The organism is Nicoliella sp. ESL1149, assembly GCF_058107265.1.
Window position 1 is genome coordinate 685,097 of sequence record NZ_JBYLUE010000002.1, and the last position, 15,202, is coordinate 700,298.

A 15,202-nucleotide genomic window follows, 5' to 3' on the forward strand; every position below is an offset into this window, starting at 1 on the left:
TCATATTCACAAAAGAAAATTATAGCATATCTATTTTCAATAATCAATTTTCACTGAAATGTTAATTTGCGACTATATAGTATATACGAAAACAAATCTATTTCTTAATTAAAAAAGATGGGAAATATCCCATCTTTTAATTATTCCTCATCTTTTGAATCATTACTTTTTTCATCTTCTGGATCTTCTTGAGGAACCTTTGCCATTGTGGCAACTTGAGAACCATCATCAATTCGAATCAAATGGACTCCCAAGGTAACCCGACTAGATTCAGAAACATTGGAGGCATGGAAACGAATCGTAACCCCTTTATCGGTAATCAACATAATATCATCGTCAGCTAACACGGTTGCAAAACCACTTAAATGACCATTCTTAGCATTCATATTGATAGTCTTGATTCCTTTTCCACCACGACCACGTAATGCATATTCATTCGCAGGTGTCCGCTTTCCAAATCCCTTTTCAGTGATTACAAAAATATCACTCTTTGGATCCAAGATATCAACACCAACAACGTAATCTTTATCACGCAAATGGATTCCGCGAACTCCACTTGCAGTCCGACCCATTGAACGAACATCTATTGATCTAAAGCTTGCAGCGTAGCCATTATGAGTTCCAATAATCATGTTTTGATCTTCACTAATAATTGAAACACCAATCAATTCATCGTCTTCCTTCAAATGAATTGACTTAAGACCATTACTTCTAATATTCACAAATTCGCTTACGGCAGTTCGTTTAACAATTCCATGGAGGGTCGTAAAGAAGAGGTACTTATCGTTATCATGAGCGTCAGCTGAAATGTTAATTACAGTTTGCACCTTTTCACCAGCAGCAATCCCCAATAAATTAATAATTGGAATCCCTTTTGCTAAACGTCCATATTCGGGAACTTCATAGCCCTTCATCTTGTAAACTTTACCAGTATTGGTAAAGAAGAGAAGTGTATCGTGAGTAGAAGTAGCAATCAAGTGTTCAATAAAGTCATCATTATGGACTTCCATCCCTTGAACTCCCCGACCACCACGATTTTGCGTCTTAAATTCTGATGTTGGCATTCGCTTAATGTAACCATTATGTGTTAATGTGACCATCACATCTTCTTCAGCAATTAAGTCTTCGTCTTCGATACTCAATGCTTCTCCGACCATTAACTTAGTTCTACGTTCATCACCAAAGCGATCTTGAATCTTCAATAATTCTTCATAGATAATTTCGTTAACCTTTTCACGACTAGCTAAGATAGCCTTCAATTCAGCAATCAATGCAACTTGGTGTTTATGTTCTTCTTGCACCTTTTCAATTTCAAGACCGGTCAATCTAACTAAACGCATGTCCAAGATAGCCTGAGCTTGCTTTTCATCTAAATCGTAGAGATGGAGTAACTGGTCCTTGGCAACCGCACCAGTTTGGGAACTCTTAATAATCTTGATGATTTCATCAATGTGGTTAAGTGCAACCAATAATCCTTGTAAGATGTGGTCACGATTTTCAGCCCGCTTTAAATCATGGGCCGTCCGGCGTTTGATAACTTCAACTTGATGTTCCAAGTAGTAAGTTAAAATCTGTTTTAGACTTAACACCTTAGGAGTTCCGTCAACAATCGCTAACATATTAAAACTAAATGAGGTTTGAAGTAACGTCATCTTATAAAGATTGTTCAATACAACTTCAGCACTAGCGTCACGACGAACATCGATCGTTACTCGCATTCCTTCACGGTCAGATTCATCCTTAACGTCAGTAATTCCTTCAAGACGTTTTTCACGAACTAAGTTAGCAATTCTTTCAACTAACTTCGCTTTATTTACCATGTATGGTAATTCAGTCGCTACGATTTGTTGGCGACCGGTTTTAGTTTCTTCAATGTCAACTTTAGCCCGTAAAACGATACTACCACGACCAGTTTCATATGCTTTACGAATTCCAGACTTTCCCATTACGATTCCACCAGTAGGAAAATCAGGTCCAGGTAAAGCTTCCATCAAATCAGCTGTTGTCGCATCTGGATTCTTCATCAAAATGTGCAAAGCACTAATTACTTCACTTAAATTATGAGTTGGAATATTCGTGGCCATCCCAACCGCAATTCCAGAAGCACCGTTTACTAATAAGTTAGGAAAACGGGAAGGCAAAACTTTTGGTTCACGTTCCGTCCCATCATAGTTTGGTTGGAAATCAACAGTATCTTTATTAATATCCCGAAGCATTTCCATTGCAATCTTGCTCAAACGGGCTTCGGTATAACGCATGGCAGCGGCCCCATCACCGTCGACAGAACCAAAGTTACCGTGACCATCAACCAACATGTAACGATAACTAAAGTCTTGCGCCATTCGAACCATGGATTCGTAAACTGCACTATCTCCATGGGGATGATATTTCCCTAAAACGTCTCCCACAATTCTGGCAGACTTCTTATAGGGCTTATCAGGAGTAACCCCTAATTCATTCATATCGTATAAAATCCGTCTATGAACCGGTTTCAAACCGTCACGAACATCAGGAAGTGCTCGAGCCACAATAACACTCATTGCATAATCCAAAAATGACGTTCTCATTTTTTGTGATAAATCAACATCAGTAATTCGATGGTTAGTTAAATTCTTATCATCTGACAACTGCTTTTGCCCCCATTCATTTTCATCTTAAACATCAGCAAATCAAGTTCATTAAACATCCAAGTTTTCAACGAATGTGGCATTTTCTTCAATGAACTTCCGACGTGGTTCAACTTTACTTCCCATTAACATTTCAAATACCTTTGAAGCTGAAGAAGCACTTTCAGAATCGACTCGTAATAACCTTCTGGTATCTGGATTCATCGTGGTTTCCCAAAGTTGTTCCGCATCCATTTCTCCTAGCCCTTTGTAACGTTGAATGCTTGGTTTAGGGGATGCTGGTAACTGGCTTTCCAACCGATGTAATTCTTCATCACTATCGATGTAACGTTGCATTTTACCCTGACGTAAACGATAAAGAGGTGGTTGGGCAATGTATACATATCCAGCATCTAACATTGGACGCATGTAATTATAAATCAACGTTAATAATAAGATTTGAATATGAGCTCCATCAACATCGGCATCGGTCATGATAATTAATTTATGGTAATTGACCTTGGTGATGTCAAAATCATCTCCAAAACCAGTTCCCATTGCAGTAAATAATGACCGAATTTCTTCATTTGCTAAGATTCGATCCATACTAGCTTTTTCAACGTTCAAAATCTTTCCCCGAATTGGTAAAATAGCTTGCGTTAAACGAGAACGGCCCTGCTTGGCAGAACCACCAGCAGAGTCCCCTTCGACAATGAATAACTCAGAAATATCGGGATCCTTACTGGTATTATTTGCTAACTTACCAGGAAGGTTCGTAATTTCCAAACCACTCTTCTGTCTAGTAACTTCACGGGCCCGTTTTGCAGCAACTCGAGCTTTAGAAGCAATCAATCCCTTGTCAACGATTCGACGAGCAGTAGTGGGGTTTTCCATTAAGAAACGGGTAAAGTGATCACTGAAAATGTGGTCAACCGCAGTTCTGGCATCAGAATTCCCTAACTTTGTCTTGGTCTGACCTTCAAATTGAGGATCAGGATGTTTAATACTGATTACAGCCGTTAGTCCTTCACGAACATCGGGACCAGATAACTTAACATTCTTTTCTTTAATTAAGTTATTCTTCTTAGCATAATCATTGATGACCCGTGTTAGAGCTCGTTTGAAACCCTCTTCGTGGGTTCCACCTTCGATGGTATGAATATTATTAGTGAAAGTTAATAAATTACTATGGTAGTCATCTGTGTATTGAAGAGCCACTTCGACCGTAATATCATTTTCTTTTCCTTCAACATAAATTGGTTCATCGAATAAAACATCTTTATGTTCATCAAGATATTCAACATAATGACGAATTCCACCCTCGTATAAAAAGTCATCTTCAATTGGCTTTTCAGGACGTTTATCAGTAATGGAAATTCTCAATCCCTTATTTAAGAAAGCGAGTTCTCGAATTCGGTTAATCAAAATATGAATATCATAAGTCGTTGTTTCAGTGAAAATATCAGGATCTGGGACAAAATGAACTTTCGTTCCATGTTCTTCTTCTGGAACTTCTCCCAAAAATTTCATTGGGGTTTTGACATGGCCACGTTCAAAGTCCATGTAATAACGTTTTCCATCACGAGTAACCGTAACATCTAGTTCGGTCGAAAGAGCATTAACAACGGATGCCCCAACCCCGTGAAGTCCCCCAGAAACTTTGTAACCGCCACCACCGAACTTACCTCCGGCATGTAAGACCGTAAAAATAGTTTCTAGTGCTGGTTTTCCAGTTTTTGTCATTGTATCAGTTGGAATTCCACGACCATTATCAGTAACGGTAATACTATTATCTTTTTCCACAATCACATGAATAGTATCAGCAAAACCTGCTAAAGCTTCATCGATTCCGTTATCTACAATTTCCCATACTAAGTGGTGTAAACCTTGTCCACTAGTGGAACCAATATACATCCCTGGTCGTTTTCGAACTGCTTCAAGTCCCTCTAGAACTTGAATTTGACTTGCATTATATTTCCGTGCAGCCGCTTCTTTTTGGCGTTCTTCGTCAGTCACTGTAGTTCCTCCTTTATTCCAATCCTGATTCTTCTTCTATCGTTCCATCCTTAACGTGAAACAACGTTGGATTATTAATCAAATCGCGTGCGACCCCACTCAAACTGGTCGTAGTCAAAAACGTCTGGACCTTATTTTGAATCGCTTTTAATAGATGTGTTTGGCGAGCATCATCTAATTCTGATAACACATCATCTAATAAGAGGACAGGATATTCATTCGTTTCCGCCTTCATCAAATCAATCTCTGCCAATTTCACAGATAAAGCCGTCGTTCTTTGTTGTCCTTGAGATCCATATACTTGAACGTCTTTTTGATTGATTTGAAACTTTAAATCATCACGATGAGGACCAATGATCGTTGTTCCTTGATGAATTTCGCGATCTCTTTCCTGTTGATATCCATTCTTTAATGCTTCATAGATGGTCTTAACGTCGGTTAATTCAGCTTTTTTTAAACTAGTTTGATACTTAAAAGTTAACTTTTCCTTTGCTTGGGAAATTTCTTGATGAACATCAGCCGCACATTTTTCCAACTTTTTCAGTAATTCTAGTCTCTGAAAAATAATTTGAGATCCATAACTTGCTAATTGATCAGATAAAACATCCAAGTAAACCGTATCATTGACCCGATTGGATTGAAAATCCTTCAAATAACGATTCCTTTGTCCCAACACTTTTTGATATTGAGCAGTATTAAATAAGTATTTATTACTCATCTGACCAAACTCAATATTCATAAACTGACGTCTTTGTTGGGGAGAACCTTTGACGATTTTTAAATCTTCAGGCGCAAATAAAATCACATTCAATTCTCCAACATAAGATGATAATTTGGCTTGTTCAATGTGATTAACCTTTGCTTTTTTTCCTTTTTTGCTTAAATCTAATTCCAATTTTAAGTCGTGGGTCTGCTTTACAACCGTTGTCTTTAGTTGGGCCGTGTCATGATTCCACCCAATTAATTCCCGATTATTATTAGTTCTATGACTTTTCGTTAAAGCCAGAACATAAATCGATTCCAAAAGATTTGTTTTCCCTTGAGCATTGTCACCAATCAAAATATTAACTGAATTATCAAACGTTAAATCAACTTGTTCATAATTACGAAAATTATGAAGAGATAATTCTCTCAATCTCATATTTGCTAATCCTGTTCTGAACGAATAAAGAACATTCCAATGTCTGGAATGGAAACATTATCACCATCAACCAATTTTTTGCCACGTCGATTTTCGGGTTCATCGTTCAACATCACGGTATTGTTATGCAAATACCATTTTGCTTGCCCTCCGGTACTAATTACGCCTTCTTCTTTAAGCATTTGACCTAAAGTAATATATGGTGCTTTAATCAAAACAGTTTTTTTCACTATTTCACCCACCTTTTATAACTATAATTATACGCCTGATTCGCTTAAAAGTACATATTTAACAGGAATTAAGCCATTTTAGCTATTTTAATTTAAATACACATTATCGACCAAAAAAGCGTATAACAAGCAAATTTAGTCTTTTTTGATAAGAATCAGTTCAAATAAAAAACCGTCACATTTAAGTGACGGTTCAAAAGTCATTTATTTTATTATCAATTAAAATGTCCGAACTGGTGTAATCAATTGAACAAATGATTGATCCTCATCTTCACTAGGCAACAGTGTAAAAGGCCGTAATGGAGATGTGAAGGAAAGTTTAATCATAGTTTTTCCAAATGAACGAAGCGCATCTTTCATATAATCTGGATTGAATGAAATTTCTAATTCATCACCAGTAGCTTCTTCAAGTTCCAATTCTTCTTCCACGTTCCCAACATCCGGAGAATCACCAGTTAATTTAATTTTTTTAGCATCAACATTAATCGATAATTTAACAACGTTATTTCGAGAAGCATGGGATAACAAGGAAGCTCGATCAATCGATGCTAATAAATCAGTAGCTTGTAATTGAAATTCAGTACTACTATTTTCAGGGATCAAACGAGAAGTATCAGGATAATTTCCTTCTAGTAACCGAGAGTAAAATGCTGTTTCACCTAAAATAAACAACACTTGATTTTCAGAAACCCGCATTTGAAGATTTTGATGTTCTTCAATCATTCGTTCTAGCTCAACTAAACTTTTTCCAGGAACAATAATGTCACAAGTTTGGTCATTGCTATTCAACTTAACTTTTCGTTGACTTAATCGATGGCTGTCAGTAGCAACCGCCATTAATTCATTTTCTTTCAAAACAAAGTGAACTCCAGTTAAAATTGGGCGGCTTTCTTGGTTTGATACGGCAATGACAGTTTGTCCAATAACTTCTTTAAAAACATCTCCATCAATATCGACCGATTTGTCAGTATCAATTTCTGGAAGATGAGGATAGTTTGAAGCATCTAACCCGTTAATTGTAAATTCAGAATTTCCAGAAGAAATTTTAGTTTGTAATCCATCAATAATTTCAACCGTCATTTTTTCATCTGGTAATTTTTTAACGATGTTAATAAAGAAACGTGCTGGTAATACAATTGATCCATCTTCAGTAACTGTTAATTCATTATCAGCATTACTACTAGAAATTCTAGTTTCGATTGAAACGTCAGAATCACTACCAGTTAAAACTAGTCCATCATCATTAGCAATAATTTTAATTCCACTCAATATTGGAATTGCTGTTTTAGAAGTGATTGCTCTTGAAACAATATTTAGTGCTTTAATAAATGCTGCTCTTTGAATTGAAAAATTCATTTCAGGTCCTCCTATACTACAACTATTAATAATAATATAAATAGTAGTAGGGGTTGTGGATAACTACCCCTGTGCATCATCAAATGCTGTTATATCAATTAATCTACTATGTGGATAACCATGTGGACAACTTAATTATTTCTGTGGATATCTTTTTTTAAGAATTAACTGACAAAGCGTTGATAATTTGATTATATCATTTTGTGTCTTTAATTTGTTAAATAAAAAGAATTAATGTCTAAGTTCATTTTTTAAATCGTCAATATCAGTTTCAATGTTCGGATCTTTTTTTTGTAAAGCTAAAGTAATTTTATCAATAGCGTGAATTACAGTTGTATGATCACGCCCCCCGAAAGCTTTACCAATTTTTGGTAACGATGTGTCAGTAAATTCACGACATAAATACATAGCAATTTGACGAGGCATTACAATTTTTTTATAGCGCCGTTTTCCTTTAAGATCTTCAATAGAAACATCAAAGTAAGAAGAAATGACTTTAAAAATTCTATCAACCGTTATGTCAGGCATAACATTTGAAAAATCTAGTCCATTCATGGATTCCTTCACACTAGCTAAGTTAATTGGAATTTTCTTAAAACTGGTATATGCAGAAACTCTAGATAATGCCCCTTCTAATTCTCGAACATTAGATTGAACCTTTTCAGCAATGTATTCGACTGACGAATCGTCCAAAGAAATCCCACGACTGTCAGCTTTTTTTCTAAGGATCTGTTGGCGAGTCTGAATATCAGGTTTCAAAATGTCAGTTGGTAATCCGGAAGAGAAGCGAGATGTTAAGCGGTCTTGTAAATCGGGAATTTCATTTGGAAGTCGATCTGATGTTAAAACGATTTGTTTATGGTGATCATATAAGTCATTGAAAGTATGGAAGAACTCTTCTTGAGTTTTATCCTTGTTAGCGAAAAATTGAATATCATCAACTAACAATACGTCAGCATTTCTGTATTCATTTCGAAATGCATCGACGCTATTTTTTTTAATTGCTTCTATGAATTCGATCGTAAACTCTTCACTGGTAACATACTTAACGTTAGCCTCAGGATTATTACTTAGAATTTCATTGCCGACTGCTTGCATTAAATGAGTTTTACCTAACCCCACGCCCCCATAAATAAGAAGTGGACTATATATATTTCCAGGTTCTTCCGCAGCTGCCAAAGCTGCTGCCTGGGCAAGTTCATTTGACTGTCCAACAATAAAATTATCAAAAGTATATTGTTTATTTAGATGAGTCTTTTGTTTTGGAAATCGCTCTTGTTGTTGTCGTTCTTCTTTAAAGAAGGCTTTAGACATCATGTCTTCTTCTGTTACGATTTTAATTTCGATTTCTTTACTAGTAATTTGATAAGCAAAAGTTCTAAATTTGGTAATTAAATGTTCAAGCCAGTAGTCCCGATGAAACGGAGATTTTACTTGGAGGACAAACTGGTTCTTATTAAAGTCGATTGGAGTAGAAGAACTAATCCATGTTCGATAACTAGTTTCAGAAAGATCGTCTTTAAAATAATTACATATTTGAGTCCAAAAAGAATTTTGATTCATAGAATGCCTCCCTTTTTCAAAAGCATAAAATACTATATCATTAAAAAATTGCAAGTGCGATATGACAAACTGGTACAATTTAAATTGTTACACAACATGTTAATAACTTAGTGACTGTTTTGTGGATACCTGTTAATATATAAATATTGATTTCAGATTATCAACAATGATTGTGGATAAAAAAGAGTTATTTAACAATGATTAACATAGTTATCCACAATGTGTTAATCATTTTATCCACTTTCTGTGGATATGTGGATAAGTATGTGGATAACTTATTAAAAAATTTTAGAAAATGATTGTAAATGCGCATGAAACATTTTTCTGTATATACCAATTTGGCATTTTTAAATGAATAATTTTTGGCTTTTTTTGAAAATATCTTTTATAAAAATGAAATTATGTGGTATTATTATTGAGTAATGCTTTTGGAATCTAATAAAGTAAAACCTAATTAAAATAAGGAGGGTTTGTAATGAAACGTACTTACCAACCAAAGAAACGTCATCGTGCCCGTGTACACGGTTTCCGTAAACGGATGCAAGATCGTAACGGCCGTAAAGTTTTAGCACGCCGTCGTCGTAAAGGCAGAAAATCATTATCTGTATAGGCCACTGACCATTCAGTGGTCTTTTTTCATTAAATAGTGGATAATTAATAAAATGACTTGGAGATACTTATGAGAAAGTCTTATCGAGTTAAAAAAGAGGCTGATTTTCAACGAGTGTTTGAAAAGCATCAGTCTGTTGCTAATCGAATGTTTGTAATCTATCAAGCTGATCGACCGAATCAAGTTCATTTTCGAGTGGGGATTTCGGTTGGAAAGAAGATAGGAAATGCAGTTCATCGAAATTGGGTTAAACGTCGGATTCGCCAGTCAATGTTAGAATTAAAACCATTTTTAAAACAAGACGTTGACATATTGGTGATTGCAAGACCAAGAGCTTCTGAACAAACGATGAAAACGATTAAAAATAATTTGATACATGCGTTGAAATTAGCTGGTTTATTAAATCAAGATTATTTAGAAGACAATGACAATAATGAGGGAAATAAATGAAGAAATTAAAACGCGTTACAGCGTTGCTCTCGATTGCTAGTTTGATGATCCTATTGAGTGCCTGTTCCAATGCACCTGTGAATAGTCACAGTAGTGGATTTTGGGACGGAGTCATTCTATTAAACTTTTCTCGAGCAATAATTTGGCTAGCCAAGTTATTTGGGAACAGCTATGGACTAGGAATTATTGCCTTTACGATTATCGTGCGGGTAGTTATTCTTCCATTAATGGTTTTCCAAACGCGAAGTATGAAGAAAACTCAAGAAATTCAACCGCAATTAAAAGCATTGCAAAAGAAGTATTCTTCCAAGGATACCGATACAATGCAAAAATTGCGTGCTGAACAACAAAAGCTTTATTCCGAAGCAGGAATTAATCCGATTGCTGGATGTCTTCCATTAATTGTTCAGTTACCTGTTTTATTCGCTTTATACCAATCTATTTTGCGAACTCAATCATTACGTTCAGGTCATTTCTTATGGTTGCAATTAGGAGCTAAAGATCCATTCTTGGTATTACCAATTTTGGCAGCCTTACTAACTTTTGTTAGCTCTTGGTTATCAATGAAGTCACAACCTGAAAAGAATGGAATGACAACTTCAATGACGGTTGTTATGCCATTTGTGATTTTCTTTACTGCATTGAACGTACCATCTGCAATTTCGCTTTACTGGGTAGTTACAAATGCTTTCCAAGCGATTCAAACATTGTTGTTACAGAATCCTTGGAAAATTCAACGAGAACGCCAAGAAAAGGAAAAGATTGCTAAACAAAAAGAACGTAAAATGCAAAAAGCAATTCGAAATGCAAAGAAAAGTCGTCATAAATAATTAAATAAATCAAAAAAATTAAGACATCGGTTGAGTTTCTTAACCGGTGTCTTTTATAATTAAAAATAGTGTTTTTACATAGACCAAAAAATGGAGGAAAAAAAATGACAACTTTTATTGGTAGAACTGCTGATGAAGCGATTGAAGAAGGTTTAGCGGCTTTACATGTTGATCGAAAAGACGTTGAAATTAAATTAATTCAAAAGCCAAGAAAAGGCTTCTTAGGATTTGGAAAACGAGACGCTAAAGTTGAAATGGTTGTCATTTCTCATGAGCCTAATCGAAATCAAATTAAAAAAACTGCAGAAGAAAAAAAACAAGCTCGTCCAACCGTAAAAAAAGATGAAACCAAAGTTCGATTTCAGGAAAAGGATGCATCAAAACCTAGTAAAAAAAATACTGATAATAATGAAGCAATTGAAAAATTAAAGCAGTATTTATCTTCAATTATCGAACAATTAGGGATTCATGCAGATTTAGAAGTCACTCATCATTCAAGTAAATCATTAAAAATTAACTTTAAGACGCAAAATGAAGGGCTATTAATTGGTAAGCACGGCTTGACGATTAATGCCTTGCAAGCGCTATCTGAAATTTATTTAAATCGTTTAGGTGTCTATCATTTAGAAGTAGAACTAGATACAGCTAACTATCGCCAAAGAAGAATGGACGTTCTAAAAAAATTAGCGGAACGAACTGCTCGAGACGTAGTTGCAAATGGTCAACCAGTCTATCTTGATCCAATGCCTTCTTTTGAAAGGAAACAAATTCATAAAACGTTGGAACATACCTCCCATGTCAGGACCTATTCGGCTGGTAGAGAACCTCATCGTGCCGTCGTGGTTGCTCCAAGATAATCAATTGACAAATTGGCATAAACTTCTATAATTATTAATATATAAATGAACTGAATAATGATGAAGTAGTGAAAGTGCTTTATCCACATTACGTGTGGAGTGGGCACTTTTTTTGTATGAAGAAATAGAGAGGATGATTAGTTTGGCAATGAACGTAACTGAATTTGATACGATTGCGGCAATTGCAACGCCACCTGGTGTAGGTGGAATCTCAATCATTAGAATTAGTGGTGATAAAGCTTTAGATGTAATCACTAAAATATTTAAGGGAAAAGATCTCCGCAAAGTAGCTTCTCATACTATTAATTATGGTCATATTATTGATCCTAAAAATGATGAACAAGTTGATGAGGTAATGGTTTCAGTAATGTTGGCGCCGAAAACATATACTGTTGAAGATGTTGTGGAAATTAATTGCCATGGTGGAATTGTTGCAACTAACCGCATTTTACAGTTAGTGCTTAGTAATGGTGCGCGAATGGCGAATCCGGGTGAATTTACCGAACGAGCTTTTCTTCATGGTCGAATTGATCTTTCTCAAGCTGAGGCAGTGATGGACTTAATTGAAGCCAAGACGGATCGCTCAAGAGGAGTGGCTTTGAACCAGTTAGATGGTAATTTGGCTCAATTGATTCGTAAATTGCGAAAAGAAATCCGCGAAGTTTTAGCGAATGTTGAGGTAAATATTGATTATCCTGAATATGATGGTGCAGAAACGTATACAACTAAAATGTTGTTAGATAAAGCCACGGATGTTAAACGTCAAATTGAAGACTTACTAAGAACAGCTAGTCAAGGAAAAGTATTAAGGGATGGCTTAGCAACAGCGATAGTAGGACGACCAAACGTTGGGAAATCAAGTTTATTAAATCATTTGATTCATGAGGATAAGGCGATTGTAACTAACGTTCCTGGAACGACTCGAGACGTCTTAGAAGAATACGTTAATGTTCGTGGGGTGCCTTTGAAGTTGATCGATACCGCTGGAATTCGTGAAACTAATGATCAGGTTGAAAAAATCGGGGTTGAACGTTCTAAGAAATCAATTCAAAATGCCGATTTGGTCTTATTAGTTTTAAATGCAAGTGAACCTTTAAATGACGAGGATCAAAAATTACTAGAATTGACGAATAATAAGCAACGAATTGTCATTTTAAATAAAACCGATTTACCAATTAAGATCGATGTGGATAAAATTAAAGAATTAGTGGGCGCTGAAAATGTAATTACAACCTCAGCAATTAAAGCTGATGGGACAAAACCATTAGAAGAAAGAATTGAAAAACTATTCTTTAATGAAGGAATTGAAAATTCACAACAAAATGTAATGGTAACAAATTCACGACATATTAGCTTACTACATCAAGCAGAAGATGCTTTAGATGATGTTTTGAATGGGATTCAAGCTGGCATGCCGGTCGATTTAGTTCAAATGGATATGAATCGCTGCTGGGAATTCTTAGGAGAAATTACCGGAGATAGTTATCATGATGAATTATTGGATCAGTTATTTAATCAATTTTGTTTAGGAAAATAATAGAAAAGTTATCCACTGTGGATAATATTGGAGGAAAACATGAGTGAAATTGTAAGTGAGGTTAAACAACGTTACCAGGGTCCTGATTACGATGTCATCGTTGTTGGTGCTGGACATGCTGGTTGTGAAGCGGCATTAGCTGCTGCTCGGATGGGAAATAAGACGTTATTATTAACGATTAGTTTAGAAATGGTGGCATTTATGCCATGTAACCCTTCTGTTGGTGGCCCAGCGAAAGGGATCGTTGTTAGAGAAGTTGATGCTCTTGGTGGTGAAATGGGTAAAAATACTGATAAGACATACGTTCAAATGCGGATGTTGAACACTGGAAAGGGACCCGCAGTTAGAGCTTTAAGAGCACAAGCTGATAAACATGCTTATCATGCTCAAATGAAAAAGACCTTGGAAGAAGAACCTAACCTATCCCTTCGCCAAGCAATCGTTGACGAATTGGTCGTTGAAGATGGCGTATGTAAGGGAGTTGTAACTAATACAGGTGCTAAATATAATGCCAAAACGGTCGTTTTATGTACTGGGACAGCTGCGCGAGGGAGAATTATTATTGGAGAACTCCGTTATTCTTCTGGTCCCAATAATACCCAACCGGCATTAAAATTATCTGGGAATTTACAAGATTTAGGTTTGAAACTTAAGCGATTTAAAACTGGAACACCACCTCGAATTAATGGAGAGACGATTAACTTTTCTGAAACTGAAGAACAACCTGGGGATAAAGAACCCAATCACTTTAGTTACGAAACACCTGATTCAGCTTATATTGATGTTAAAAATCAATTGTCTTGTTGGTTAACTTACACGAATCAAAAGGTTCATGATATTATCCACAAGAACTTAAATCGAGCTCCAATGTTCAATGGAGAAGTTGAAGGGGTGGGTCCCCGTTATTGTCCATCGATTGAAGATAAAGTAGTTCGTTTCGCGGATAAGGATCATCATCAATTATTCTTGGAACCTGAGGGAAGAACTACCCATGAATATTATATTAACGGGTTATCCACTTCAATGCCGGAAGAAATCCAACAACAAATGATTCATTCGGTCAAGGGATTGGAAAATGCAGAATTAATGCGCCCCGGTTATGCAATTGAATATGATATTGTTGATCCTTACCAATTAAAGCCAACTTTTGAAACTAAAGTTATTAAGAACTTATATACAGCTGGCCAAACTAACGGAACTTCTGGATATGAAGAAGCCGCTGGACAAGGAATCTATGCTGGAATCAATGCGGGATTAAGAGCATTAGGAAAACCAGAAATGATTTTGAAACGAAATGAAGCCTACATTGGAGTTATGGTTGATGATTTGGTTACCAAGGGAACGAATGAACCATATCGTTTATTAACGAGTCGAGCAGAATATCGCCTTTTACTGCGTCATGATAATGCTGATATGCGTTTAACTGAAAAAGGGCACGAAATTGGTTTGATTTCTGACGAACGTTATCAAAAATTCTTGGAAAAGAAGAAATTGATCAATGATGAGATTGATCGTTTGAACAACATTCGAATTAAACCAAATGATGATGTTAATAAATTCATTCAAGAACATGGTGATAAGCCACTTCAAGATGGCGTGTTAGCTTCTGTTTTCTTACGGCGGCCATATGTAACTTATAATGTTTTGATGAACTTTATCCCAGCTGCTCCTGAACATCTTAGTCGTAGAGTAATTGAAGAAGTAGAAATTTTAACTAAGTATGCTGGTTATATTAAAAAGGCTGAAGAAGAAGTTGAAAAGTTAAAGAAGCTTGAAGCTAAGAAAATACCAGAAAATATTGATTATGATGCAATCGATGGAATTGCTACCGAAGCTCGGCAAAAATTAACCAAGATTCAACCCCACAGTATTGCTCAAGCATCTAGAATTAGTGGGGTTAATCCTTCTGATATTGCAATTTTAAGTGTTTATATCCAACAAGGGAAAATTGCCAAAAAACAATAATTATCTGTGGTATGATTATAAATAGCAATTTTATACAGGAG

Annotated in this window: 12 protein-coding genes; 6 read left to right on the plus strand and 6 right to left on the minus strand. The window is 35.8% G+C overall.

Annotated features, from left to right (window positions below; genetic code table 11):
* Positions 1 to 140 precede the first annotated feature (140 nt).
* The 6 genes from gyrA to dnaA all read right to left on the minus strand — a co-directional run bounded on the left by gyrA (position 141) and on the right by dnaA (position 8,912).
* Positions 141 to 2,627 carry a DNA gyrase subunit A gene (gene gyrA / locus AC3B6G_RS03360; protein ID WP_489849009.1) on the minus strand — a complete coding sequence of 829 codons (2,487 nt, stop codon included), beginning with the start codon at positions 2,625 to 2,627 and terminating at the stop codon, positions 141 to 143.
* 51 nt (positions 2,628 to 2,678) lie between these two features.
* The gene (gene gyrB / locus AC3B6G_RS03365; RefSeq protein WP_489849010.1) at positions 2,679 to 4,622 is read right to left on the minus strand and encodes a DNA topoisomerase (ATP-hydrolyzing) subunit B; all 1,944 of its coding nucleotides are present in this window, start codon (positions 4,620 to 4,622) and stop codon (positions 2,679 to 2,681) included.
* 13 nt (positions 4,623 to 4,635) lie between these two features.
* Positions 4,636 to 5,763, minus strand: a complete 1,128-nt coding sequence (gene recF / locus AC3B6G_RS03370; protein ID WP_489849011.1) for a DNA replication/repair protein RecF — start codon at positions 5,761 to 5,763, stop codon at positions 4,636 to 4,638.
* A gap of 5 nt (positions 5,764 to 5,768) precedes the next feature.
* Positions 5,769 to 5,993, minus strand: coding sequence for a S4 domain-containing protein YaaA (gene yaaA / locus AC3B6G_RS03375; RefSeq protein WP_489849012.1), 225 nt, complete (start codon positions 5,991 to 5,993; stop codon positions 5,769 to 5,771).
* Between the two features lie 219 nt (positions 5,994 to 6,212).
* Positions 6,213 to 7,349 (minus strand): DNA polymerase III subunit beta, encoded by a 1,137-nt coding sequence (gene dnaN, locus AC3B6G_RS03380; protein ID WP_489849013.1) that lies wholly within the window; start codon positions 7,347 to 7,349, stop codon positions 6,213 to 6,215.
* 231 nt (positions 7,350 to 7,580) lie between these two features.
* Positions 7,581 to 8,912 carry a chromosomal replication initiator protein DnaA gene (gene dnaA / locus AC3B6G_RS03385; RefSeq protein WP_489849014.1) on the minus strand — a complete coding sequence of 444 codons (1,332 nt, stop codon included), beginning with the start codon at positions 8,910 to 8,912 and terminating at the stop codon, positions 7,581 to 7,583.
* Positions 8,913 to 9,387: 475 nt separating this feature from the next.
* Between dnaA and rpmH the strand changes: the two genes are divergently transcribed.
* From rpmH to mnmG, 6 genes are all read left to right on the plus strand, one after another.
* The gene (gene rpmH / locus AC3B6G_RS03390) at positions 9,388 to 9,522 is read left to right on the plus strand and encodes a 50S ribosomal protein L34 (RefSeq protein ID WP_489849015.1); all 135 of its coding nucleotides are present in this window, start codon (positions 9,388 to 9,390) and stop codon (positions 9,520 to 9,522) included.
* Between the two features lie 69 nt (positions 9,523 to 9,591).
* A complete protein-coding gene (rnpA, locus tag AC3B6G_RS03395; RefSeq protein ID WP_489849016.1) occupies positions 9,592 to 9,972 on the plus strand; it encodes a ribonuclease P protein component in 381 nt (126 codons plus the stop codon).
* Positions 9,969 to 10,802, plus strand: coding sequence for a membrane protein insertase YidC (gene yidC, locus AC3B6G_RS03400; RefSeq protein ID WP_489849017.1), 834 nt, complete (start codon positions 9,969 to 9,971; stop codon positions 10,800 to 10,802). Before rnpA ends, yidC begins: the two co-directional genes overlap by 4 nt.
* A 104-nt stretch (positions 10,803 to 10,906) precedes the next feature.
* Positions 10,907 to 11,659 carry an RNA-binding cell elongation regulator Jag/EloR gene (gene jag / locus AC3B6G_RS03405; RefSeq protein WP_489849018.1) on the plus strand — a complete coding sequence of 251 codons (753 nt, stop codon included), beginning with the start codon at positions 10,907 to 10,909 and terminating at the stop codon, positions 11,657 to 11,659.
* A 148-nt stretch (positions 11,660 to 11,807) separates the two neighbouring features.
* Positions 11,808 to 13,196 carry a tRNA uridine-5-carboxymethylaminomethyl(34) synthesis GTPase MnmE gene (gene mnmE, locus AC3B6G_RS03410; RefSeq protein WP_489849563.1) on the plus strand — a complete coding sequence of 463 codons (1,389 nt, stop codon included), beginning with the start codon at positions 11,808 to 11,810 and terminating at the stop codon, positions 13,194 to 13,196.
* A 39-nt stretch (positions 13,197 to 13,235) separates the two neighbouring features.
* Positions 13,236 to 15,161: a tRNA uridine-5-carboxymethylaminomethyl(34) synthesis enzyme MnmG gene (mnmG, locus tag AC3B6G_RS03415; RefSeq protein ID WP_489849019.1), complete on the plus strand. Its 1,926-nt coding sequence runs from the start codon at positions 13,236 to 13,238 to the stop codon at positions 15,159 to 15,161.
* The last annotated feature ends 41 nt before the right edge of the window (positions 15,162 to 15,202 follow it).